General features: G+C 65.2%; 19 protein-coding genes. 7 read left to right on the plus strand and 12 right to left on the minus strand.

The features are described 5' to 3' along the window. Positions 1–8: 8 nt before the first annotated feature. Together P9M14_14595 and P9M14_14600 are read left to right on the plus strand one after the other, a co-directional pair. Complete coding sequence (locus P9M14_14595) at positions 9–1,676, plus strand: hypothetical protein (protein MDP8256976.1); 1,668 nt, start codon at positions 9–11, stop codon at positions 1,674–1,676. A 79-nt stretch (positions 1,677–1,755) separates the two neighbouring features. Continuing rightward, the gene (locus P9M14_14600) at positions 1,756–2,457 is read left to right on the plus strand and encodes a hypothetical protein (protein ID MDP8256977.1); all 702 of its coding nucleotides are present in this window, start codon (positions 1,756–1,758) and stop codon (positions 2,455–2,457) included. Between the two features lie 37 nt (positions 2,458–2,494). Here P9M14_14600 and P9M14_14605 read toward each other — a convergent pair whose 3' ends face one another. The 10 genes from P9M14_14605 to tsaD form a co-directional block, all read right to left on the minus strand. Then, on the minus strand, positions 2,495–3,838 hold the full coding sequence (locus tag P9M14_14605; GenBank protein MDP8256978.1) for a glycosyltransferase family 39 protein: 1,344 nt from the start codon (positions 3,836–3,838) through the stop codon (positions 2,495–2,497). A gap of 5 nt (positions 3,839–3,843) precedes the next feature. Beyond that, positions 3,844–5,196: an FAD-dependent oxidoreductase gene (locus P9M14_14610; GenBank protein ID MDP8256979.1), complete on the minus strand. Its 1,353-nt coding sequence runs from the start codon at positions 5,194–5,196 to the stop codon at positions 3,844–3,846. Then, the gene (locus P9M14_14615) at positions 5,193–7,394 is read right to left on the minus strand and encodes a glycosyltransferase (GenBank protein ID MDP8256980.1); all 2,202 of its coding nucleotides are present in this window, start codon (positions 7,392–7,394) and stop codon (positions 5,193–5,195) included. The genes P9M14_14610 and P9M14_14615 overlap by 4 nt, the downstream gene beginning before the upstream one ends. After that, entirely contained in the window at positions 7,391–8,890 is a 1,500-nt protein-coding gene (locus P9M14_14620) for a glycosyltransferase family 39 protein (protein MDP8256981.1), read from the minus strand. The genes P9M14_14615 and P9M14_14620 overlap by 4 nt, the downstream gene beginning before the upstream one ends. Beyond that, the gene (locus P9M14_14625; GenBank protein MDP8256982.1) at positions 8,890–9,552 is read right to left on the minus strand and encodes a DUF502 domain-containing protein; all 663 of its coding nucleotides are present in this window, start codon (positions 9,550–9,552) and stop codon (positions 8,890–8,892) included. Before P9M14_14625 ends, P9M14_14620 begins: the two co-directional genes overlap by 1 nt. A 146-nt stretch (positions 9,553–9,698) precedes the next feature. Then, positions 9,699–10,073 (minus strand): aspartate 1-decarboxylase, encoded by a 375-nt coding sequence (locus tag P9M14_14630; GenBank protein ID MDP8256983.1) that lies wholly within the window; start codon positions 10,071–10,073, stop codon positions 9,699–9,701. Continuing rightward, positions 10,070–10,936 (minus strand): pantoate--beta-alanine ligase, encoded by an 867-nt coding sequence (panC, locus tag P9M14_14635; protein MDP8256984.1) that lies wholly within the window; start codon positions 10,934–10,936, stop codon positions 10,070–10,072. Before panC ends, P9M14_14630 begins: the two co-directional genes overlap by 4 nt. Positions 10,937–11,084: 148 nt before the next feature. Beyond that, positions 11,085–11,726 (minus strand): deoxynucleoside kinase, encoded by a 642-nt coding sequence (locus P9M14_14640; protein MDP8256985.1) that lies wholly within the window; start codon positions 11,724–11,726, stop codon positions 11,085–11,087. A 78-nt stretch (positions 11,727–11,804) separates the two neighbouring features. Then, on the minus strand, positions 11,805–12,626 hold the full coding sequence (gene rsmA, locus P9M14_14645; GenBank protein MDP8256986.1) for a 16S rRNA (adenine(1518)-N(6)/adenine(1519)-N(6))-dimethyltransferase RsmA: 822 nt from the start codon (positions 12,624–12,626) through the stop codon (positions 11,805–11,807). Between the two features lie 2 nt (positions 12,627–12,628). Then, entirely contained in the window at positions 12,629–13,624 is a 996-nt protein-coding gene (gene tsaD / locus P9M14_14650; GenBank protein MDP8256987.1) for a tRNA (adenosine(37)-N6)-threonylcarbamoyltransferase complex transferase subunit TsaD, read from the minus strand. Positions 13,625–13,734: 110 nt separating this feature from the next. On the opposite strand from tsaD, the gene P9M14_14655 reads away from it, so the two are divergent. Continuing rightward, positions 13,735–14,511 carry a Stp1/IreP family PP2C-type Ser/Thr phosphatase gene (locus tag P9M14_14655; protein ID MDP8256988.1) on the plus strand — a complete coding sequence of 259 codons (777 nt, stop codon included), beginning with the start codon at positions 13,735–13,737 and terminating at the stop codon, positions 14,509–14,511. Between the two features lie 194 nt (positions 14,512–14,705). On the opposite strand, the gene P9M14_14660 is transcribed toward P9M14_14655, so the two are convergent. Then, positions 14,706–17,231: a molybdopterin-dependent oxidoreductase gene (locus P9M14_14660; protein MDP8256989.1), complete on the minus strand. Its 2,526-nt coding sequence runs from the start codon at positions 17,229–17,231 to the stop codon at positions 14,706–14,708. Positions 17,232–17,233: 2 nt separating this feature from the next. Beyond that, entirely contained in the window at positions 17,234–19,189 is a 1,956-nt protein-coding gene (locus tag P9M14_14665) for an FAD-dependent oxidoreductase (GenBank protein ID MDP8256990.1), read from the minus strand. A 273-nt stretch (positions 19,190–19,462) separates the two neighbouring features. Between P9M14_14665 and P9M14_14670 the strand changes: the two genes are divergently transcribed. From P9M14_14670 to P9M14_14685, 4 genes are read left to right on the plus strand one after another with little or no spacing between them, the layout of a single operon-like run. Next, entirely contained in the window at positions 19,463–20,257 is a 795-nt protein-coding gene (locus tag P9M14_14670) for an ABC transporter permease (protein ID MDP8256991.1), read from the plus strand. After that, positions 20,254–21,567 (plus strand): radical SAM protein, encoded by a 1,314-nt coding sequence (locus P9M14_14675; GenBank protein ID MDP8256992.1) that lies wholly within the window; start codon positions 20,254–20,256, stop codon positions 21,565–21,567. Before P9M14_14670 ends, P9M14_14675 begins: the two co-directional genes overlap by 4 nt. Then, complete coding sequence (locus tag P9M14_14680) at positions 21,564–22,784, plus strand: ABC transporter ATP-binding protein (protein MDP8256993.1); 1,221 nt, start codon at positions 21,564–21,566, stop codon at positions 22,782–22,784. Before P9M14_14675 ends, P9M14_14680 begins: the two co-directional genes overlap by 4 nt. Further along, a complete protein-coding gene (locus P9M14_14685) occupies positions 22,781–23,797 on the plus strand; it encodes a radical SAM protein (protein MDP8256994.1) in 1,017 nt (338 codons plus the stop codon). Before P9M14_14680 ends, P9M14_14685 begins: the two co-directional genes overlap by 4 nt. The last annotated feature ends 3 nt before the right edge of the window (positions 23,798–23,800 follow it).

Consider the following 23,800-nt stretch of genomic DNA (forward strand, 5'->3'; position numbering starts at 1 on the left):
GATTTCCCTTGATATCCGATAGCCGGCGGATCGCCAAATACCTGTGTGCGCTGATCGTCTGTCTGGCGCTGGCCCCGGCCGCGCTGGGCAGCCCGCTGGACCTCTACGGCTTCGGCGCCCGGGCCAACGCCATGGGCTCTGCGTTCACCGCGGTGGCCGACGACTGGGAGGCGATCTACTACAACATGGCCGGCATGACCCAGATCAGCGGCTACCAGGTCTCAGCCGGATTTATGGCGATGTACCCCAAGCTGTCCATGGAGCTACAACCGGCCAAGAGCGCCACGCGCAGCGAAGCTCAGCAGCTGGCCGATCTGGCCAACGAGCAGGAGGACGTTCCGCTGGTCAGCGGCTATACCATCGGCGCGGCGCTCAAGCTGCACCCGATGCTGGCCTACGGAGTGGGGCTCTACCTGCCCGAGGCCCGCGGAGTGATCATCCGCTTTAAACCGTTGGACAGCCGCAAGCCGACCTTCCTGATGCACGAGAATCGCTCCAAACGAATCTGTATTCTCACCGGCGCGGCGTTCGAGCCGCTGCCCGGGCTGAGCTTCGGCGCCGGAGCGAGCATCTTTCTGCGCATCGAGGGCAGCGCCTACGTGCCGCTGCAACTGGACAACAGCAACCTCTCGTTGGACCCGGGCAATCCGGCGCCCGAGCCGATCCGGTCCGGGATCGACGTCGAGCTCTCGCTGCCGGTGACTTTCGACCCGGTGGCCGGCATCCACTATCAGCCGCTGGAGTGGCTGCGCTTCGGCGCGTCATACCGCTATAACTACAGCCTGTCGGTGGACATCGACGCCAAGATCAACATGGCGATCGAGGAGTTCACCTTCGACTTGGGCGAGATCGACAAGCTCGTGCCCGGCCTGTTCCCGCTCAAGGCCGACGTGATCATCGACATCCCGATGCTCGGCGATACGCCGCTGATCGTGCCGCTGGAGCTCGACGGGCTCGAGGGCGAGATGACGATCACGGTCAAGCTGCCGATCGAGGCCAACCTGTTTGCCACCGAGATGTGGCAGCCGCAGCAGGCCACGGTGGGCGCGGCGGTCGAGCCGATCGAGGGGCTGCTGTTCTCGTTCGATGCGACCTGGTTCGACTGGTCGGAGTTCCCCAGCCCGGACTTCAAACTCGATATCGACGAACTGCGGGTCAACCTCAGCACGCTGCCGGCGACGATCACCGGCCGCGTCAAATCGATCACGCTGCCGGTTGTCGGCGCGCTGGGACCGCTGCCGCCGGTGGACATCAACGTGCCGGGTATCGACGCCGAGATCGTAATGCCGCTGAACATCGCCGAGCCGCTGGTGCCGCAACTACGCGACACGATCGTGCCGCGCGTCGGCGTGGAGTACGCGCTGCCCAAGCTGCGCGGCCTGTGGATGGTTCACGAGATGCAGTTCAAGCTGCGCGGCGGCTACCAGTACATTCCCACGCCCCTCAAAGAAGAGCAGGGGTTGGTCAACCTGGTCGACAATACGACGCACGTGTTCAGCAGCGGCCTGGGCGTGACGGTGATGGACTTCTTCACCATCGACGTCTACGGCCAGATGTTCCACCTCGAGCCGCGGCGCGTGGTTCAGCAACAGATCGACGACGAATATCCGTTCCAGGTGGTCAAGACCTCGGGCGACATCTTCGGCGGCGGAATGCAGGTGGGAGTGACTTTCTAACCTGGATTATCAGCCGGGATTGTTCCTCAGCGCGAGCGCTGGTTGGAACTCTGGCAATGATCCGGGCCGAGGAGTGCAAATGGAAGGCCCTGAGGGCAAGCTGACCCGGATTCTCTCCGTGGGCGAGGAGCGGCTGAGCGAAGTGATCAGCATATTGCTCGACAACGACGGTCTGACCCGGCGCATGGAGGGAATCTCCAAGAGTCGGGCGCGCCTGATGGATACGATCTCCAGCGTGCGCGGAATGATCGGGCTGCCCAGCCACGGCGATTTACAAACCCTGGAGGCCGTGCTGGCGCGCTCGGGGCGCAAGCTCTCCGACCTGCGCTCGTCCCTGGCCCGATTGGAATCTAATCTGGACACCCTGCGGCAGGCCTCGCAGAGCGAGCTGAAACAGGCCCTGCGCAGCAGCATGGAGCAGCAGCCGGAGCAGCCCCAGACCAAGCAGCAGCCGGAGCCCAAGGCAGCCGCCGCACCCAAGGCTCGGAAGCAGCCGTTGTCCACCAAGGACCTGCGCGTTGTCCAGCCCCCGCCGCCCGTCAAAGCCAAACCCAAGGCCGCAACCCCCAAAGCCGTAAAACCTAAAGCCGCCAAATCCAAGGCGAGCAAGCCTGTAGCCCGTCCGTCCAAGGCCAGCGCCGTGGTCTCGCTTACCGGCCAGCCGCTGGTGAGCAAGCCGCGCAAACGCAAAGGCTCAGCGGCTAAGTCCAAATCCTCGGGCATGCCCCGCTCGACCATGGGCCTGACCTCGATCGATCTGCGCAAGATCAAGGGCCGCTGATCAACGCAGACCGCGGGCCGGGCCAGATTATTTTTAACTAATAAAAGACGTAGACCAGGCCGAAGGCGCTGAGTAGGTCGTAGACCAACGCGCTGCTTAGGCTGCAAAACAGCGCCAGCAAATAAACCGACCCGGCGTGCGGCCCGAGGTTGAGCAGGCCGCGGGCCATGGCCAGGGCCAGGGCGGGGAACGCGGGCAGCAGGTAGCGCACATGCGGGATGGTCAGCCCGGTTAGCACCAGCAGGATCGCGATCCACCAGAAAATCAGGCTCGTCGCGCGGCGTCGCTCGGTATTCGAGCGCGCCTGCCGAACGCTGATCCAGCAGCCGTAAACCAGCGGCGGCACCATGAACATCCCCAGATGCACCGGCAGCACGGGCAGCAGCGCCTCGCGCACGTACTGCGGTCCGCCCTCGGGCACAAACGCCACCAGTAGGTAGCTCGCCAGCCGCTGGACCTGCATCCGGCCGACCTCGGTCAGCGCCAAGTACGCGATCCAGGGCGCGGCCACCAGCACCGGACCCAAAGCCGCCAGCCACACGCGTCGATCGCGCCATGCGCCGGGTTTGCCGTAACGCACGAGCATCGCCAGCAGGATCGGGTAGATGAACAGCATGTTGTAACGCGTCAGTCCGCCCAGCCCGATCGCCAGGGCGGCTGTGATTGCGTTGCCGTATCCACCGCGGTCCAACGTGCGCTTGAAGTACAGCAGCGCGGCCAGGAAGAAGAACAGGAACGGCATGTCGAACAGCGCGGTGGGCGCCTCGAAGATCACCAGCGGAAAGCACGGCAGACAGGCCGCGGCGATCAGGCCGCTGCGTTCGTCGTACAGCTCGTGGCCCAGGGCGAAGGTCATCCACTGGGCGGCGCAGAAGAACGCCAGGCCCAGCAGCCGGCCGGCGAACAGCGAGGAGCCGCTGAGCTTGAACAGCAGCCCGTAGATCGTGGCCAGCAGCGGCGGATGGTGCGGCGAGAGCCAGTCGGAGAGCGACCCGTAGTTCGCCAGATATTGACCCAGGCCGTGGTCGATTAGGACCTGGGCCGCCTCGAGGTTGAAGCGTTCGTCGTTCCACTGCGGGGCCAGGGCCGCGGCCAGCGCGCCCAGGGCGAAGCAGATCGCCACCAGGATTTTGGCGTTGCGCGTGGGACGTTCCAAGAGCTTTTGAAATAGGCTGGTGCGCTCGCGCTCGATTCCGCGCAGGGCCAGAACAGCAGCCAGCACCATGCTGCCCAGCACCAGCAGGGCCGAGAGCCGAAACGACTCGGGCTCGAATCCGTAGGGTCGGCGTAGCAGGTCCAACGCCTGGTGCGCGGCCAGGCACAGCGCCATGAGCATCAGCAGGGTTCTGGCCTGGGTTGCGGTGCCGAGGCGTTTGGGCATCGCGCTCAGCCCTCGCCCAGACGCCCGGCAAGGTCCAGGGCGTCGGCCACCACCTCGTCCATATTAAGGTAGGCGAAGCGGCCGGTGCGGCCCACCGGGTGCAGGTTCTCCAAGGTGGATAGGTATTGCGTGAGCACGGCCAGTTGTCGCTCGTACCCCACGCGGAACAGCGGGTAGGCGTCGGGCACGCGCTCGATGAACGCGGTGCGGATCTTGTCGCGCGCCACCAGGCCGGTGGCCACCAGGTCGCGCACCGCCAGGTCGGCCAACGCCTTGTCGTCCAGCTCCCAAGCCGCATCGCCGGGACCGCAGAAGATCTCCAGGCACAAGCTGGTCATCCCTGGTTCGCTCATCTCGCGTTCCCAGTTGCGCGGCTCGTGACTGCGGCCGAAAATCTGCGCCGTGTTGGGGAAGTAAATCCAGGTGTCGTCGCTCACCTGCTCCAGGTCGATGATCATGAACACGCAGACCAGCGAGCGGTAGGCCAGCATCCGCGCGGCGTCCTGCACCTGCGTCGGCGGTTGCGGATCGAGGATGCGGATCAGCTCGGTGATCGGCACGCTGGAGATAAACTGCGCACCCTGGACCTCGACCAATCCGTCGGGCTCGCGCACCAGCGCGGCGCGTACGCGGCCGTTTTCATGGCGCACGCGTTCGACTCCGCGCACGTGGTGAATCACCGAGCCGTGCGCCTCGACCCGCTTGGCCAGGGCCTGGGCGATGCGGCCGATTCCGCCGCGCGGATAAAAGAACTGCGAGGCATAAGTGCGCGGGGAGCGCCGCGAACTTAGCAATGCCTTGCGCACCGCGTCGAACAGGCTCAGCAGTTGGATGCGCGTGTTGGCCCAGTCCGCGCTGATCTCGCTGGAGGGCAGGCTCCAGGTTTTTTCGGTGTAGGGCCGAAAGTAGATCTCGAACAGTGCGCGGCCGAAGCGCGAACAGATCCAGCTTTCGAAGTCGTCGTCCCGCGAGCGGCCCAGCAGGCGGCCCAGCGCGGCTGTGCCGTAGTCGCGCACGATGCGCGCCGTGTCGCGTGCGCCGAACCCGAGCATCGCGTTGGCCGGCCGCAGCGGGTAGTCGAAAAAGCGGTCGCCGAGCATGATCCGGCTGCGGCGGTCGACCGTCAGCAGGTCGTCGCCCAAAAGCTCTTGCAGCCAAGCGATCAGCCCCGGGTCGGCCGAGAAGAAACGGTGCCCGCCCAGGTCGAAGGTGAAGCCGCCCATGCGCACGTTGCGCGCCAAGCCGCCCAGTTGCGGCAGACGCTCGAAGATGTGCACCTCGCGGCCGCGCGCGCTGAGCATGTCCGCGGCGCTTAGTCCGGCCAATCCGGCGCCGAAGATTACGGTTCGTTCGCTCAATCGTCCTCCGTCACCTGTAGGCCGATCCGTTTGACGATCCACGGGTCGGGCGGCGCGTTGACTCGCGCGTCACGCCGTCCACGCATGCGCCAGGCGACCTGCTCAATCTCGCGGCTGCGGCCCAAAATCCACAACGCGCTCTCAGCCGCGCACGCGGCGAGATAAACAGCCCGCAATCCCGGTCCACGCAGCCTGCGCGAGAGCAGCTCGGCATTGCGTCCCAGGAAGTAGGTCTTAACAATTCGCGCCATCGAACTCGTGGGCCCCGCGTGCTCGACCGTGGCCCGGGGCTCGACAAAGCAACGCAACCCGCGCGCCCGCGCGCGTTCGCACCAATCGAGCTCATCGTGATAGCAGTAGAGTTCACTATCAAGCCCTCCGACCAGGTTCCAGCCGCGACGGGTAATCAACAGGCAGCAACCCAGGGGGAAGTCCACGGGTCCGGCGGAGTAGCGCGCGTTTGCCGACGGCTCGCCCTGGCCGCGAATGCGAGCCAGGAATTGGTTGGGACGAATCGCTCCGGCAAACCCCTCGAGGATTGAGCAATCGTCGCCGCGCCGGACCAGCGCGCCCACGCAGGCGCAATCAGCATGACGGTCGGCCAAACGCGAAAGCGCCCGCACCGCGTCCGGATCGACGAACGCGTCGGGGTTGCACAGCAGCGCGTGGCGCGCGCCCGCGTTAAAGGCGCGCTCCAGGCCGACGTTGGCCGCGGCCGCGTACCCGCGGTTGCCCGGCTGATAGAAGAAGTCGAATCCCGGCTCATAGATTGCGGCCCAGGGACGGCCGTGTTCCAGCAGCGGCATGTCGGCGATCACGATCCCGCGTTGCACTCCAGAGCGGCGCAGGGCCTCCAGGCAACGCGGCAAGCTCGGCGGCTTGCCGTGAACCACGACCACTGCCCAGGTATGCGCAACATCGGTCTGCTCGTTGCCGCCGGGCTTGGGCGTGACCACCCAGGGTTGGGGACCGGGTCGTAGCGCCGAGAACTGGCCGCGCAACGCGGCCAGCATGTCGGCCAGGAAGATCAGCGGTGCGGGGATCAGCCGCAACCACAGCGCCAGCGGCTCGCGCGCTTGTAATAGCGCTCCGGCCGCGAACAGCGCTGCGCAAAGCAGCGGAGCCGCGATCAGCCACCAGGGGAAGGCCACGCCGCTCAGCGGCGCGAGCAGCGCCAGCGCCAGCCCCACCAGCAGCGCCGCGCGGTCGGCGTAGCCCAGCAAATACAGCAGACCGGCCAGTCGCGCCAGAAGCCCGCCGGAGGGGTCCCACCACGGTTCAGAGGCAAAGGCCCGCGACCAGCCGGCGTGTTGGTCGATGTAGGCCCGCACGCTTTGCGGGGCCAGGTGCTCGACCAGCGGCTCGCGCACGAAGCGCACTTTGCTGCCCTGCGCGTGCAGCGCTTTACTTAGCGGCACATCCTCGGCGCGGCTCCCCTCGGGGAACATTCCGGCCCTTCGCAGCGTGTCGAGCCTGATGGCAAATCCGTGGCCCAGCAGCGGCGGATTGCCGGCCAGCTCCAGGATGCGCACGATCCCCGCCTGGTGCACGATCTGTTCGAGCAGGCAGTAGGCGGTAACTGCGTTCCGGGTTCCGTTGTGGATCCGCAGCCCGAACTGCACCGCGTCGGCCCCGGCGTTGATCTGCGCGGCCGCGCTAATGGGCCAGTCCGGCGGTACGCGGTCGTCCGCGTCGAGCACCAGCACAACCTCGGCCCATTGCTCATCGGCCAGGGCTGCGTTGAGCGCCGCGGGCTTGCCCGCGCCCGCTCGCTCGGGCGGCACCTGGAATACGCTCCAGTTGCCGCGCCCCTTGCATGCCGCATCAAGCAGCTCGGCTGTGTTGTCGTTTGATCCGTCGTCGATCAGCAGCACTCGCAATCGATCCGGCGGAGCCTCGATCAGCACCAGGCGGGAGATGGTCTCGGGCAGCACCGCGGCCTCGTTGCGGCACGGCACCAGCAGCAGCAGGTTGGGCCAGGGCTCGGATTCGGTGGGTACCGGCTCGGATGTGCGCGGCAGCAACAGCAGCAGTAGCGAGATTATCCGGCGCAGGGTGTAGAGGGTCAGCACCGCGCCGCAAAGCACGGCTGCCAGATAGAGCACGGCGCGCAGCGCGCCCATCGGTCCGCCGTTGATCAGCCCGACAATCGCGGCCAGCAGCGCGAGCACGATCAGGACCGGGGTCGACCGTCTCATGGCAGCGTCGCCTCGTCAGCGGATTGTGGCGAGCTGTAGGGGATGAATCGGATCCCCATGTATGGCTGCACCGATATCGGTTCTCCGCGTTCCAGCCGCTGATCCAGCTGGCGTTCCACCGAGCGTTGCGGGTCGTGCAGGTAGCCCATGTAGTCGGCGAGCCAGACCGTGTCGCGCTCCGCGATCAGCTTCTCCAGGCGCAGATGCAGTTCGTCGGAATCGTCGGGGACCGTCAGACGGCTGGAATCGAGGATGATCTGTTTCAGCGGCGCATCGCCCCGGTAGTAGTACAGCAGGTCCGGCGTGCTGTGGCGGCTGAAGACCAACAGCAGGTCGCGCGGCCCGGTGCGCGAGGCCATGGCGCTGAACGCCTCGCGCCACTGCGGTTTGGAGTAGAGCGGATCGTTGCGCGTCTGCGCGATGCCCAGCGCGCCGCACAGCAGCAGCGCGGCCAGGCAGGCCCCGGCCAGGATCCGCGAGCGTTCCCAGGCCGCGTCGAAACCAAGGCCGACGCAGGCGGCGAACGCCGGGACCACGAACACCATGTACTTGGCCGAGAACAGCGGTACGAACAGCGATACGGCCAGCACCAGTGCGAAGGGCAGAAGCAGGTAGGCGGCGAACAATCGGTTCCCGCGATCCTTGCGCCGGACCAGACTCCAGCCGACAAGCAGCAGGGCCGGCGCACTGAGCGCCAGCTGAACCAGTCCGTAGTTCGGCCCGCTGCGCGCCAGCAGCGGCTCGAGCAGGCCGCTTAGCGTTGATGGTCGCCAGGGAAACGAGTTGAACGTCCAGGCCAGCCAGGTCTGCAACAGCATCTGACCCAGGGATGTGAACTCGCGCCAGCTCTGGCCGTGAATGAACTGCGAAACCAGGAACAGCGTCCAGGGTGCGAACAGCAGCAACGGCACGGCAATGTGTTTGAGCTGGCGCAGGCTGCGCCTGGACCACAGCAGGTAGAGCCCTTGGAAGGCCACGATGAAAAAGGCGAAGTAATTGGTGTACAGCGCGGCGGCCGTGACCAGCGCGTGGGCCGGGCTCAGTCGGTCGCGGCGTCCCCTGGCAATCGGGATCAACAGCAGCACCGACAGCGCGCCCAGGGTGGTCAGCATGCTCAGGTTGCGCAGATCCTGGCTGATCCAGTTGTGCAGCGGATTGAGCGCCAACACCAGCGCGGCGATCAGCGCGGCGCGCGTGCCGTGCAGTTGCCGCACAGCCAGGTAGAGCACCAGGACCGCAAGGGTTCCCCACAGTGCGGGGATCGCGCGCAGCCAGGTCTCGGATTCGCCGAACTGGCGCATCAGCCGCACGCTGATGTAGAACAGCGGCGGGTGCGGGTCGGTGCTGTAATAGGCCAGGGACGAGGCCAGGGGGAACTTGGTGACGTTGATCGAGCACAGCTCGTCGCCCCAGAAACATTGATCGCCCAGGCCGATGAAGCGCAACGCTCCGGCCAGCAGCGTGACCGCGCACGGTGCGATCCAATCGCGGCGCATCAGTCGGCTTCAACTCCAGTGGACGCCTCGGCGATGATGCCCGCCGAGATCAGCATCTTGAACGCCTGCTCCACGCTGACCTCGATGTTGATCAGCTCGCGCTTGGGAACGATCACGTAGTAGCCCGAGGTCGGATTGGGCGTGGTGGGCACGAATACGCTCGAACACGGTTCGGGCAGCACGCTTTTAAGCACTCCGACGTTGTCGTTGGTCACGAACGCCAGGGTCCAGATCCCGGGGCGCGGATATTCGATCAGCGCCACGCGCTTGAAGTTGCCGGTGTTGGCCACGAACAGCGTGGTCAGCAGTTGCTTGATCGCGCTGTAAACCGAGCGCATCAGCGGGATGCGTTCGATGATATATTCCGTCAGCGACATCGCCCGGCGACCGATCAGGTTGCGCGCCAGCGCGCCGATCAGGATCAGCAGCAGCAGCGTGATGATCACGCCCAGTCCCGGGAAGTTGAAGTGCACCCAGTGCTCGGGACCGAAGGGGTCGGGCAGCAGCGAGAGCAGCCTGTCGGTCGTGCGGTCCACAAAGCCGATCACCAGCCACAGTACCCAGATTGAGACGACCAGCGGCACCGTGACCACGATTCCGGTCAGCAGGTAACGCTTGAGAATCTCCTTGACCACGTTCCATAGTCGGCCCAGGCGGCTCAAACAACACCTCCGTTTAATGTTACAGCGTGGATTATAACTGCTGACGCGCGGAGCGCACAGACGAAACGGGCGCCCGGATCGGACGCCCGTGGGATGTCAACAGGACCGGTTGCGGCGGCCGTGGCCGGTCGCGGTCTGTGCGGCGGTCAGGAGATCGCCAGCTTGGGGGCCGAGCTTTTAACGCGGTTGTGCTCGTCCACGAACAGCAGCTTGGGCTTGTGCGCGGCGATCTCATCGGGCTCCAGGTCGAGCCAGGAGGCGATGATGACCTTGTCTCCGGCGGCAACCAGCCGCGCCGCAGCGCCGTTGACCGTGATCTCGCCCGATCCCGGTTTTCCGACAATGGCGTAGGTTGAAAAGCGCGTGCCGGCATCGACGTTCCAGATGTCGAGCTTCTCGTAGGGAAGGATGTCGGCTTTGGCCATCAGTTCGGAGTCGATGGCGATGCTTCCCTCGTAATGCACGTCGGCGCCGGTTACCACGCAACGGTGGATTTTGCTCTTGAGCATGGTGCGTTTCATGGTGCTCGTCTCCCATCAGCTACGGACAACTCAACGTTGTCCAATAAGCGTGTCTTCCCCAGGTAGGCCGCGGCGGCCAGGCAGGCGTCTTGTTCCACCCGCCCCTGCAAAGGCTGTAGGTTTTCCGCGTCAACTATCTCAACGTAATCGATCCTGGCCAGCGGCTGGGCCTCAATGCTCGCCTTGGCCAGGTCGATTAATTTTTTCACTTCGCGTTCGTTTTGGTTGAACGCCTGTTTGGCGCTTTCCAGGCCGCGTTTGATGCACAGTGCGGCCGTTCGTTCATCGGGTTGCAGGTAGGCGTTGCGGCTGCTCATCGCCAGGCCGTCGGGCTCGCGTGCCGTGGTCCCGCCCACGACCTCGATCTCGAGGTGCAGGTCGCGCACCAGCCGTCGAATGACGCTCCACTGCTGGTAGTCTTTTTTACCGAAGACCGCGACGTGTGGCTTGACCATGTTGAACAGCTTGAGACAGATCGTGGCCACGCCGCGGAAGTGCACCGGCCGCGATACGCCGCACAGGCCGTCGGACAACCCCTCGACGCGCACGTAGGTGCTGTAGCCCTCGGGATACATCTCGTCGGCCGAGGGGCAGAAGACAACGTGCGTGCCGTGCTGCGCGAACTTGGCGTAGTCGCCCTGGAAGTCGCGCGGGTAGCGCGCAAGGTCCTCGTTGGGTCCGAACTGGGTGGGATTGACGAAGATGCTGGCCACGACCAGGTCGGCCCTCTCGCGCGCGATGTCCACCAGGCCCAGGTGGCCGGTATGCAAATAGCCCATGGTCGGTACGAAGCCGATGCGCAGCCCCTCTGCGCGGCGCTCGTCGGACCAGCGCTGCATCTGGGTAATGGTTTCAATTACCATTGGCTGTGCTTTATCGCTCAAAAATAAAAACCCCCGGCCGTACCGAGGGAACGCGATCGAATATCGAGGGCTCCGCGACATGTGCCGATCGCCGTAGGTTTGACGTCGACGTCAGGTTCCCTGATCTGTGCGTCCGTCCCGGTCCGGCCTAGCCGGATCCAAGCGGTATGAAGTGCTTGACTCCCCTCTCGTGGCTGAGGATCTCCCGCAGGAGTTCCTCAAAGTCGTCTGTGTTGGCGACGAAGTCGATCTCGCTGGTGTTGACCACCAGCAGGGGCGACTCCTCGTAGTTGAAAAAGAACCGGTTGTAGGTCTGGTTCAACTCCTCCAAGTAATCGGAGGTTATCGGCCTTTCCTGCGGCGTGCCGCGTTGCCGGATTCTTTTCAACAGCACCTTTGTCGGCGCTGCCAAATATACTACCAGGTCCGGCTTGGGAATATCAGTGATTAGCAGATCGTACAGTCGGTTGTAGAGGGTCAGCTCGCGCTCCGAGAGGTTGAGCTGGGCGAAGATCCGGTCCTTGGCGAACAGGTAGTCGGCGACCACGCCCTCGCTGAACAGGTCCGGCTGCGCCAATTCCTTCTGTTGCTGCCAGCGCGACAGCAGAAAGAAAATCTGCGTTTGAAACGCGAACTTACGCCGGTCTCGATAGAAATCTTCAAGGAACGGATTTTCAGACGCCTGCTCGAAAAGCGGCCGGGCCCCGATCCGCTGGGCGAGCATTCGCGTCATGCTCGTCTTCCCCACGCCGATTGGACCTTCGATGACGATATGTCGGCCCCGGGCCATCTTCGTTTCCTTGTCCTATCGGTGACTGGGGGGGGAGACGCAAATTCCGTGCAATGCTACCCGCTTTGATTTTTCATGTCAAAGGTTGCCTTGCAGCCGCGCCAGCTCGTCGGCAACGGCGATAAAATCCGGCAGCGCGAGCTGCTCGGCCCGCGCCCGGGGATCAACGCCCACACGTTGCAGCAACGTGGCCAGGACTTGCTTGTCGTCTGTATTGGGCAGGCCCAGAGTCGTAAGCGCATTGCTCAACATCTTGCGTCTGCCTGAGAACGCAGCGCGCAGCACGCGCTGGAACAGCGCCGGATCAGTCGGTTGTTGCGGCCAGGGGCGCTCGAAGTCCAGCCGCAGGATCGCCGAATCAACCTTGGGGCGCGGCACGAACACCGTGCGCTTGACGATCCCCGCGTTGGTCGACTCGGCGTGCAGCCGCACCAGATGCGAGATCGAGCTCACGTTGCGGCCGCCAATCGCGCAGATGCGTTGCACCACCTCTTTTTGCAGCAGCAGCGCGGCGATCGACCACAGTTCCCCGTGCTCCAGCAGCCGCACCAGGATCGGGGTGGCCAGGTGATAGGGCAGGTTGGCCACGATTTTAATTCGCGGTTCGGGCACCAGCTCGCGCAATCCGACCTTCAGCGCGTCGGCGAAGATCAGCTCGACGTTGCCCGACGGGTCGAAGCGGCTGCGCAAAGCCGGTTCAAGACGTCGGTCGAACTCGATCGACGTCACGCGGCGCGCGGCGCGGGACAGGGCCGCGGTCAGGTGGCCCGATCCGGCGCCGATCTCGAGCACCGCATCGTCTGGGCCGACCTGGGCCGCGTTGACAATGCGCTCGAGGGTTTTAGGGTCGGGCAGGAAGTTCTGCGAGAGCGATTTACGCAGCGCGACCGGCTCGGGCATCTCTACCTCGCAAGCGAGGCGAAGGCGTCGAGGTCGGGCTCCGAACGCCGTCCGGCCTCCAGCAACACGGCCCCGGCCGCGGCGACCATTGCCGCGTTGTCGGTGCACAGCTCGATCGGCGGCAGCACCAGCCGCAGCCCCTGGGCCTGCGCCAGTTCGGCCAATGATCGGCGCAGGGCGCGGTTGGCGGCCACGCCGCCGCTGACCACCAGCGTGTTCAGCCCCGTGTCGCGCGCACCGCGCCGCGCGCGGTCGATCAGCACGTCGATCACCGCCTGCTCAAAGCTCGCGGCTAGGTCGGCCCGGCGTAATGCCAGATCGTCGCCCAACGCTTGGACCGTGCGCCGCACATCGGTCTTGAGTCCCGAGAAGCTGAAGTCCAGATCCTTGGAGCGCAGCCTGGGCCGCGGCAGGGCGAACGCCCGCGGATCGCCGTGCTCGGCCAGCCGCGAGATCTCCGGCCCGCCGGGGTAGGGCAGGCCCAGCATCTGGCCGACCTTGTCAAAAGCCTCGCCGGCCGCGTCGTCGAGAGTTTTGGCGAGCAGCTCGGTTTGCTCGAAACTGCGCACAACGTAGAGGTCCGAGTGACCGCCGGAGATCACCAGCCCGAGGTATGGATATTGCGGCGGGTCGTCCAGCAGCAGCGTGGCGGCCAGGTGCGCCTCCACGTGGTTCACGCCGATCATCGGTATTTCGCGTGCCGCGGCAAACGCCTTGGCCAGGCTCAGGCCGACCAGCACCGCGCCGATCAGGCCCGGGCCGCGCGTGGCCGCGACCCCCTGCACCTGCTCGGGGCCGATGCCCGCGCGCTCCAGCGCCGCGCTGATCACCGGCAGCGCGGCCTGGATGTGCAGTCGGCTGGCGATCTCGGGCACCACCCCGCCGTACTTGCGGTGATCCTCGACCTGGCTGGCGACCACCGAGGAGAGCAATCGTCTGCCGTCCACCAGGGCCGCCGCGGTCTCGTCGCAGCTCGTTTCGATTCCCAGTACGATCATCGGCCGCATACTATCCGAAATGGACGGTGCGATGGGTGAATTTGTTTACATTGGATGCGAGCCCCATCATCTGCTATATTCCCCAGATCATCAGAGGAAAACAGCCGCAGATGGTACTTCGCATACATACCGCAGTACGTACCGACAAGGGTCTGGTTCGGGCCAACAACGAGGACTCCCTCTTCTCTTATGATTTGGCCAACCTCGGTCCGCACGACCCGGAGCTCGGACGGCTGTACGTGGTGGCCGACGGTATGGGCGGAGTGGCCGCGGGCGAGGTGGCCAGCCGCCTGGCGGCCCAGACGCTGTCCGAGTATTACACGCGCGGGGACGCCAACCAGAACGGCGAGGCGCTGCAGGAGCGGCTGGTCCAAATGCTGCTGCTGGCCAATGAGCGCATCCGCGAACACGTTGCCGACAACCCGGAATGCTTCGGCATGGGCACCACGATCACCGCGCTGCTGGTGTTTCAAGGCGAGGTGATTCTGGCCCACGTGGGCGACAGCCGGGCCTACCTGCTGCGCGACGGCGAGCTCTATCAGTTGAGCAAGGACCACTCCGAGGTGCAGCTGATGGTCGAGATGGGCCGCCTGACACCGGAGCAGGCGCGCGAGCATCCGCGCAAACACATCCTGACCCAGGCCGTGGGCGTGGATCATTCCGGCGTGCTCAACGTGTTCACGCGCCGACTCTCGAGCTTGGCGAACGACATCTTCCTATTGTGTTCCGACGGACTGACCGACATGCTCGATGACAAGCACATCAGCGAGCTGCTCAAGGACCACGAGTCGGTCGAGGACACGGCGAACGCACTGATCAAGGACGCCCTGGCCGCGGGCGGGCGCGACAACATCACAGTCGTTTTAATCAAACTTCTTCAGGATTAGCCCGCATTATTCATGCGGCTTCTGCTGCGGCGCACAATCCATCCTCAACTACTGCGTCATCCATGACGATTCGTCCTCGACGTACCGCAACGGGTACGCCTGCGGATGATCGCCACGGCTTCCTTGTATTTGAAGCGCCTTGTGCGCCTCGCGACGAACCCGCACGAATATTGCGGGCTTCACGATCGGGCGCGTTAGTCGGCAGGTGCGACTTTCACCGTTGCGGTGCGTCCGCGGGTGATCAATGATCCGAGCCCCAGCGACTTAAAATGGGTCGGCGCCAGCAGCGTTCCGGGCGGCACCTCCGCGTCGAGATCCAGGGGCGCGATGATGCTGCCGCCGCTGTTTTCGACCCTAAGCGAAACTCCCGCGGACAATCCCAAGCGCTGGGCGTCGGTCGGATTGATGCGCAGCCGCGGTTCGGGCGCCAGCAGCCCCGGGCCCTTGGTGGCGTGGGTCGAGAGCGTGCCGTTGTGGAACAACAGCGGCGCGGCGATCAGTTCCAGATCGCCCGTATGGTCCGCGATCAGGTCCTTGGGATCGATGCTGATTTCGAGCTGCTTGTACTTCTCGGGTTTGGCGGCTGAGGGGCAAAAATCTCCGGCCGCCAGCGAGCGTTCGTCCAGCCCGGCGTAAGCGGGCAGGCTGAAAAGTTCCTTCTGCGCATCCTCGATAGTCGGCCCGATGTGGCCGTGATCCAGACGGCGCGCCAGTTCTTCGATGATCTCCAGGTCGCTCAGCGAACGGCCCGGCGCGGGAACGGCCCGCCGCAACGGTCGCAGCGTGCCGTCGGCCGCGGTATAGCTGCCGTTCTTGCTGGCGAAGGTCGCGGAGGGGATCACCACCGTGGCGCGCGAGGCCGCGTCGGTGAGGAACGGATCGCAGACGATCAGGCAATCGAGTTTCTCCAGGGCCTCAAGCACGCGCTGACGTTTGGGGAAGTTGGCCAGCGGCGTGACTCCGAACAGCAGCAGTGCCTTGATCTGACCCTTGAACGCCTCCTCGAAAATCCGGTTGGCGTCCAGTCCGTTTTCGCCCGGCCGGGCGATCTGCGCCGCTCCGCGCAAATTGCAGCGATCGGCCGAGAGCAGGATCCGCGAGTCGCGGTCGACCAGCGGGCAGCAGAGCATCAGGTTCACCAGCCCGCGCACCGCGGCCAGTCCCGCCGGCGCCTCGTAGAGGTCGGGCCCGATTACGATCAAGGGCCGTTGCGCGTGGCGCAGGGTGTTGACCACTTGCGCCAGATGGTCGTGGTCCAGGCCCGAGCGCTCGAGCAGCTCATCGAGCTTCAGCCGCGAAAGCGATTCTTTGGCATGCGAGAAGCCGATGGTGTTTTCGCCCACGAAGCGTTCGTCAAAACGGCCGGACTCGACCAACCATTTAATCAAGGCCAGGGCGGCCGCGGGCTCGCCGCCGGGTTTGAGAATCCGTGAGAATGTACCGTGCTTCGCCAGCTTGGTCGGACGGTTGGCCAGCACCATCAGCTCGGCGTCGAGCCGACGTGTGGCGTGCAGCAGCTCGATGCTCGCCACGGGCATTTCCACCGCCAGGTCCGAGCCGATTACCAGGATCGCGTCGTGACCCTCGAGCTCGCCGATCCGCGCGTGGTGCGCCGTGCCCAATCCCTCCACGACCGCCTCGAGCGCCTGGCGGTAGCCCAGAGCGGCCAGCGAGTCGATGTGCGGCGAACCGATCACGTCGCGCATCATGCAGCGCAGCAGCGCGATCTCCTCGTTGGTCATCCGCGCCGAGGCCAGGGCGGCTACGGCCGACGGGCCGTCGTTTTGCAGCACTTGCTGCAGCGCGTCCGCGGCGATGTCCAGCGCCTGTTCGTCTGACAGCGGGCGCAGGTGATCGCCGTGACGCCGCAGCGGCGTGGCCAGGCGTTCGCTCGCGTGCTCAAAGCCCCAGCCGAAGGTGCCGCGTACGCACAGGTTGCCTTTGTTGGGGCCGTTCTCGTCGGGGAATACGCGCTTGATCTTCTTGCGCCGCGTGTCCAGGAACAGCTTGCAGCCCACGCCGCAGTAGGGGCAGGTGGTGCTCGTGCGCTCCAGGTCCCAGACCCGCGCCGAGTGCAGGAACGGCTTGCTGAGCAGCGCGCCCACCGGGCAGACGTGCAGGCATTGTCCGCAGAACTCGCAGTTCAGCGGCTCGCCGTCCACCGTGTCGACGTGGGCCTCGAGCCCGTGGCCAATGAATTCCAGCGCGCCCACGGCCTGCACCTGGCGGCAGATCGCCACGCAGCGGCCGCAGCGGATGCAGCGTAGGTCGTTGCGGATGATCAGCGGCCAGCCGCGTTCGATGCGGTCGCCGCCGCGCTCGCCCTGGACTTGAAACAGCGGTTCGCTGATTCCGAGCTGATAGGTCAGGTCCTGCAACAGGCACTCGCCGCCCTTGTCGCACACCGGGCAGTCCAGCGGGTGATGGGCCAGCACGTAGCCCACGGATTGACGACGCAGCTCGGTCAGCTCGTCGGATTCGGTGGTGACGACCATCCCGGACTCGGCCGGAGTGTCGCAGGCGGTCAGCGGCTGGTCGCAGCCCGCGACGCGCACCAGGCACACCCGGCACGAGCCGATGGGGTCCAGCCGATCGTGATGACAGAGGGTCGGGATCTGCACGCCCGCGCTGCGCGCCGCCTCGAGGATCGTGGTCCCGGCCGGAACCTCGACCTGCTTGCCGTCGATTGTAAGGGTATAGCGCTTGGTCGGATTGCCCATGGTCACACCGCGAACCCGGCCAGGCGATAGCAGCGCAAACAGCGCCCAGCCTCGCGCACGGCCTCGTCGGTCGAGAACAGTTGCTCCACCTCGTCAAAGGTTTTGATACGCGTGGGGACCGGCAGATGCCGTAGCCCGGCGCGCGGTTCGCCCTGCGGCAGATCGATGCGCTCGTCCGGGTCGAACGGCTTGAGTCCGTGCAGGGTCTGTTCGAGCAGCACCTCTTGCAACGTGGCCTCCACCGGCTCTCCGCCCAGATAACGCAAAATCGCCGCGGCCGCGCGGTTGCCGTCGCCCAGGGCCACGATCAGGCTATCGGGGCCGCGTACGCAATCGCCGCCCGCGAACACGCCTTGGCGCGCGGTCAGCCCGGTGATCGGGTCGGCCTCGATCGTGCCCCAGCGTGTGACCCCGATGCCGTGGGACTCGGTCAGGAAGCTTAGGTCGGCCTGCTGGCCGATGGCCGGGATCACCACGTCGGCGTCCACCGTGTATTCGCTGCCCTCGATCGGCACCGGCCGGCGGCGTCCCGAGGCGTCGGGCTCGTCCAGTTCCATGCGGATCAGCTCGATGCCGACGATTTTATTGTCGCGCGCCAGCAGCCGCGTGGGGTTGGTCAGGAAGTGGAACTTGATCCCCTCGGCCAGCGCGTCCTCGATCTCGACGTCGGCGGCGGGCATCTCGTTGCGCGAGCGGCGGTAGACCAGATTGACGTCGCGGTACCCCTTGCGCAGGGCGCAGCGCACGCAGTCGATGGCCACGTTGCCGCCGCCGACCACCACGATTTTATCGCCGCGGTAGATCGGTCGCCCGAGGTTGACGTCGAGCAGAAACTTCACCCCGTGGATGAATCCCTCGTGGCCCAGCTCCTCGCCCTGGACCCCCATCTTGCGCGAGTTGTGGCAGCCCACGCCGAGAAACAGCGCGTCGAAGCTCTGCTCGCCCAGCAGGTCGTCGATGGACAGTCCCGCGCCCAGGCGTTGGCCGTATTCGATAGTCGCGCCCAAGCTGCGGATGATTTCGATCTCGCGTCCGAGCACGGTTCGCGGCAGGCGGTAATCCGGGATGCCCACCGCGGCCATGCCGCCGCCCTCGGGCAGCGCCTCGAACAGCGTGGCGTCGACCCCGGCCAACTGAAGGTTGTAGGCGCAGGCCAGGCCCGCGGGTCCGCAGCCGATGATCGCCGCGCGTTTGCCAAGCCTGGGCCGGGGAACCATCGGCGGAGTGCGGTGACGCTTGGTCTCGTCGTCGGCCACGTAGCGCTTGAGGAAGTTTATCTGGATCGGTTCGTCGACCAGCGCGCGGCGGCAGGCCGCTTCGCAGGGCCGCACGCAGACCCGGCCCACGGTGGCGGGCAGGCAGTTGCGCTCGCGGATCTTTTGCAGCGATCCGGCGAAGTCCATCTCGCCGACCCGCTCGACGTAGCAGGGGATGTCCAGGTGCGCGGGGCAGGCGTCGATGCACGGCGCGGTGAGCTCGGCGTGCAATTCCAGCGGTTCCACACTCTTGCCCGCTGCCAGTTCCTCGAACGCCTCGATCTGGTGCTCGAGCATTTTCAGAATCGGGATCGGCACGGTCTGTCCGACCTGGCATTTGCTGGTACGGCTGACGTTGAGCGCCAAACGCCCAAGCTCGGCGATGTCCTCGCGCGTGCCCTGACCGCTGCACAGCTTGAGCAGCAGGTCAAACATCAGCCGCGTGCCCACTCGGCCGGGGAAGCACTTGCCGCAGCTCGCCGTGTCCTGGCAGCGCTTGAGGTATCCGGCGGCCAAGGCCACGGGGTGCAGCTGCGGGTCGAGCAGCACGTAGCCCGCCCAGCCGATAAACGCGCGCAGCTCGCCCAACGCGGGCAGTTGCATGGGAAGCTCGATCTCAAGGGAGGCCGACCCGTCGCCCTTACCGTCGCGGTTGTCGACGAGCTGTTCTTTCCAGATGCTGAAGACTACCTGTTGTGCCATGGAGGTCCCGGATAATCCTTGCCCGCAGATAGTATCCGCCGCGACCTTGCCTTAAAAGCGTGCCGGACGGCGGGTGGGTTCGGCAAGCATTATTGGCCGTAACGACTGGACTGGCAAGGGCGGAAACTCAAGTTCCAACTCCGGAATGGGGCCAGGTGGCCTGCGCCCTTGTAGCGCCTGATACAGATCGCTTATCCTAAAATCACAATGCCCGGGCTGCACAGCGTAACCTGGGATGATGATTTTGTAATCCCGGCCGGAGGACAGATACAGGTGCGTTCAGTCCTCGCTGACATCCTGCAACAGCGCTACCTGTTGTGGAGCTTTGTGAACCAGGATCTCAAGACCCGCTACGGCGGGTCGGCGGTGGGGTTCATCTGGTCGGTAGTCAATCCGCTGCTGTTGATCGTGATCTACACCCTGATCTTTTCCTACGTGCTGGAGGTCAAGCTCGGCGTGGGCGCGGGCACGGGCAACTACGGAATTTTCCTGTTCTGCGGGATGCTGCCCTGGATCGCGATCAACGAGGCGATCACCAAGTCGAGCACCGTGATTCTCACCAGCCGCGACCTGGTCAAGCAGGTCAACTTCCCGACGATGATGCTGCCGCTGTACGTGGTGATCTCAGCGCTGCTGCACGAGCTGATCGCGATGGTGCTGTTCGTGTTCGTACTGCTGGTCGAGGGCAGTCCGCCCTCGGTGTTTATTTTGGGAATGATCACGATTTTGCCGCTACAGGTATTGCTCACCATGGGGATCTGCCTGGTGGTCAGCAGCCTCAACGTCTACTACAAGGACGTGGCGCAGCTGGTCTACGCCGCGCTGACGATCTGGTTCTTCGCAACGCCGATCGTCTTTCCGCTCGAGGTGGTGCCGGACTGGATGCAGAAGTATTTTCTGCTCAACCCGCTGACCCATCTGGTCAACGTCTACCGCGCGGTGCTGCTCGGCGCGGGCACGCCGGACGTGAAGGCGTTTTGCTATTTCATCCTCTGGGCCATCGGGCTGTTCGGCTTCGGCGTCAACTTCTTTAACAAGACCAGCAAGGACTTCGCCGACCTGTTATGAGCGGCTTTGATTTGCAACGCGCCCTGGAGCGGGCACTGACGGACCTTGAGCCGCTCACGCGCCGCGAGCCGGGCCTTCAGCGGCTGGCCCGCGAGCTGCAACGCGAGGAGCGGCCCCTTGATCAGCGCAAACGGCTGCTGCGGCTGGCCGGGATCGTCACCGACCGCGCCTACGTCGGGCCGACGATTGTGCACCTGGACGTGGTCGGCGTGTGCAACCTCAACTGCATCTACTGCCGCGATCACTCGCCGTACCTGGTCGGCCGCGAGAGCTGGCGCTCAATGGAGATGCCGCTGGAGCGGATCAAACTCGCGGTGGAGCAGGGGATCGAGATCGGCGTGGAACGCTTCTCCATGGCCGGGGCGGGCGAGCCGCGGATGCACTCGCGTTTCGCGCAGATCATCGAATACATGATCGAGCGCGACGTGGAGTTCGAGATCTTCACCAACGGTACGCTGCTTAGCGAGGACGACCTGCAACTGCTCAGCCGCGCCCAACGCTTAAAACTCTACTTCTCGATCAGCGCGGCGAGCGAACGCACCTACAAGGCGTTCCGGCCCGAGCTCGGCGGCGAACTGCTGCCGCGCATCGAGCGCGCGATCTCGCGTTTGGCGCAACTGCGCGGCGACGCCGCGGGCCCGCGCAGCGTGATCGTCCATGTGCTTTGCTCGATGAATGTTCACGAGCTGATGCAGTTCGGCGAGCAGGCCCTGCGCACCGGAGCGGACGAGCTGCAACTCAAGCTTTGCGAGTACGAGCCGTACAACCAATCGATCATGCTCGACCGCGATCAGCTTGATCGGGTGCGCGACGCTCTGCCGCAGCTCAAGGCCGAGCTGGCGGCGCACGGCGTGACCGTGCACGACAATATCGATTATCAGCTCGAACAGATCGACGCTGAGACCGGATTGTTCTCGCGCGAGCTGTACCGGCAAATCGGCTGCTACATCGGCTTTGATTTGGTGCGCGTGCGGCGCGACGGCCGGATCGCTTTCTGCTGCGGGCTGAAGTGGGTCGGCGAGCTGGAGCGCGACGGATTGGCCGCTCACTTCTTCGGTCCGCAAATGGATCGCCTGCGCCACGCGGCCAAGCGCAGCTTCGTGGGCTGCAACGCCACGTTGCCCAACGGCGATCCGCTGCTCGCCGCGGACTGCCACCGCTGCTACAACTACATCACCAACCGCCATCTGCAACGCGACCTGGAGCGCCTCGATCTGTGGGAGCCGATAGTGCGCCTGGTCCGGTCCGACGACTGCGGGTGCGTGGCGCAATCAGCAACGCAGACCGCCGTAAATCGAGGGGCCGAGTGATTCGCGTCGAGAAACTGATCAAGGACTACCGGGTCTACCCCGGTCCCACCGCGCGGCTGCTCGAGGCCATGCCGTTTGCGCGCAAGAAACGCCACACCCTGCGCCGCGCCCTGGACGGCGTGAGCTTCGAGGTCGGCGGCGGCGAATGTCTGGGCGTGATCGGCGCCAACGGCTCGGGCAAGAGCACGTTGCTTAAAATTCTCGCCGGCACGACCAGCCCGACAACGGGCAAGGTCGAGCTGCACGGCGCGGTGAGCTACATCCTCGATCCTACGGCCGGGTTCAATTTCGATTTCTCGGCCCACGCCAACATCTACACCAAGTGCGCGCTGCTTGGGCTGGACCGCGATCAGACGGCCGAGCTCTACGACTCGATCGTCGACTTCAGCGGGCTGCGCGATCGGATCGAGGATCCGCTACGCACCTACTCCACGGGCATGGTGCTGCGGTTGGGCTTCGCGATCGTGATCCACGTTGACTTCGACGTGTTGCTGATCGACGAGGTGCTCAGCGTGGGCGACCTGGTGTTCCAGACCAAGTGCGTGACGATGATCCGCCAGTTCCGCAAGGCCGGTAAGACGATCGTCGTGGCCAGTCACGCCATGGGCGAGATCTCGGAGTTCTCCGACCGCGTGCTGTATTTGCGGCAGGGCCAGGTGCATCGCCTGGGCACGGCCGAGGACGTGATCCGCGAGTACACCGAGGACTACGAGCGGCGCAAGGCCACAATCGACCTCAGCGAGTCCGAGCGTCGGCTGCTGCGCGGATCGTTCGATCCCGGCGGCACGATCCGCATGGCCCAGGTGAGCCTGCTCGACGAACAGGGCAATCCGATCGAGGAGCTCGAACCCGGCGATCCGCTGTTGGTGCAGATTATCTGGGAGGCGGCCAAGCCGATCCACAACCCATGCTTCAGGGTCCAGGTCTACGGCGCGGCCGGACTGTTTCTCAGCGGGACCAACACCTATCGGCACGAGATCGACCTGGGCACGCTCGAGGGTCGGGGCACGGTGGTCTGCCGTTTTCCGCAATTCCCGTTTCTCGAGGGCGAGTACTTCATCAACGTCGGAATTTGGCCCGACGAGTTCCGTTCGTTCAACACGCGCAAGCCCTACGACTTGCACGAACTGATGCACACGGTGCGCGTGCGCAGCTCACGCCGCCACGGCGGCGGCACGGTCTACGCGCCGACGAGCTGGGAGGTCAAGGACGATTGAGCGACGCGCGGGCGGCCAACCGCGAGCTGTCCGACCGCGAGCGCGGCGAGGGGCTTGAGGTCTACCAATCGCTGCCGCTGCAACTCCAGCTCGAGCCGACCAACCGTTGCAACCTCAATTGCCAAAGCTGCGCGCGGCATAGTTACGACTGCGCGATGAACCGGCCGATCGATTTCTCGCCACAACTTCTGGAACGCGTGCGGCCGCTGTTCGCCACGGCCGAACAGGTGCTGCTCGGCGGGTACGGCGAGCCGACGTTGGCCCCGCGTCTGCTCGAGATCGCCGCGGCAATCAAATCCGTGGGCGCGCATCTGAGCATGGTGACCAACGGCACACTACTGAGTTCCAAGCTGTGCGGCTCGCTGGCCGCGCTGCCGCTGGACGAGCTGCTGCTTTCGATCGACGCGGCGCGTCCCGAGACGCTCAAACGCCTGCGCGGCGTGAGCCTCGAGCTGTTGCAGCGCAACGTCGATAGGCTCAACAAAGCGCGCGGCGAAGGGCCGCCGCGCCTGGTGCTGCAGTGCGTGCTGCAACGCGACAACGTCGAGCAGTTGCCCGAGCTGGTGGGGCTTGCGCAACGCTGGCGCGCTTCGGGCCTGCGCGCGGTGCATCAGCGGATCTACCAGCGTGGCCAACAGCAGCGTTCGCTGTTGCTCGATCCGCAGGCCGCGGCGGGTCCGTTCGACGAGGCGCGGAAGCTGGCTGATGATTTGGGCCTCGAGCTCGAGCTGCCGCCGCTGCAAGGCCAGGCCGATTGCGTAATGCCGCTGGAGATGCTGCTGGTGCGAGCCGAGGGCACGGTGCACGGCTGCTGCTCCGCGGTGTTCAGCGGCTCGCCGTGTACTCTCGAGCTGGGTTCGGCGCTGCAAAGCGACCTGCATGAGCTGTACAACGCCGAGCCGATGCGCCGTTTCCGCGCCGCGTTTCACGGCCGCGGCGAGTTTCCCGAACCCTGTCAAGATTGCGCCTTTCGCAACGCGGACGCGCAGTCCCACTTTCGGCCGCTGGATTAGCCT

It is taken from the genome of Candidatus Alcyoniella australis (genome assembly GCA_030765605.1).
Classification (GTDB): domain Bacteria; phylum Lernaellota; class Lernaellaia; order JAVCCG01; family Alcyoniellaceae; genus Alcyoniella; species Alcyoniella australis.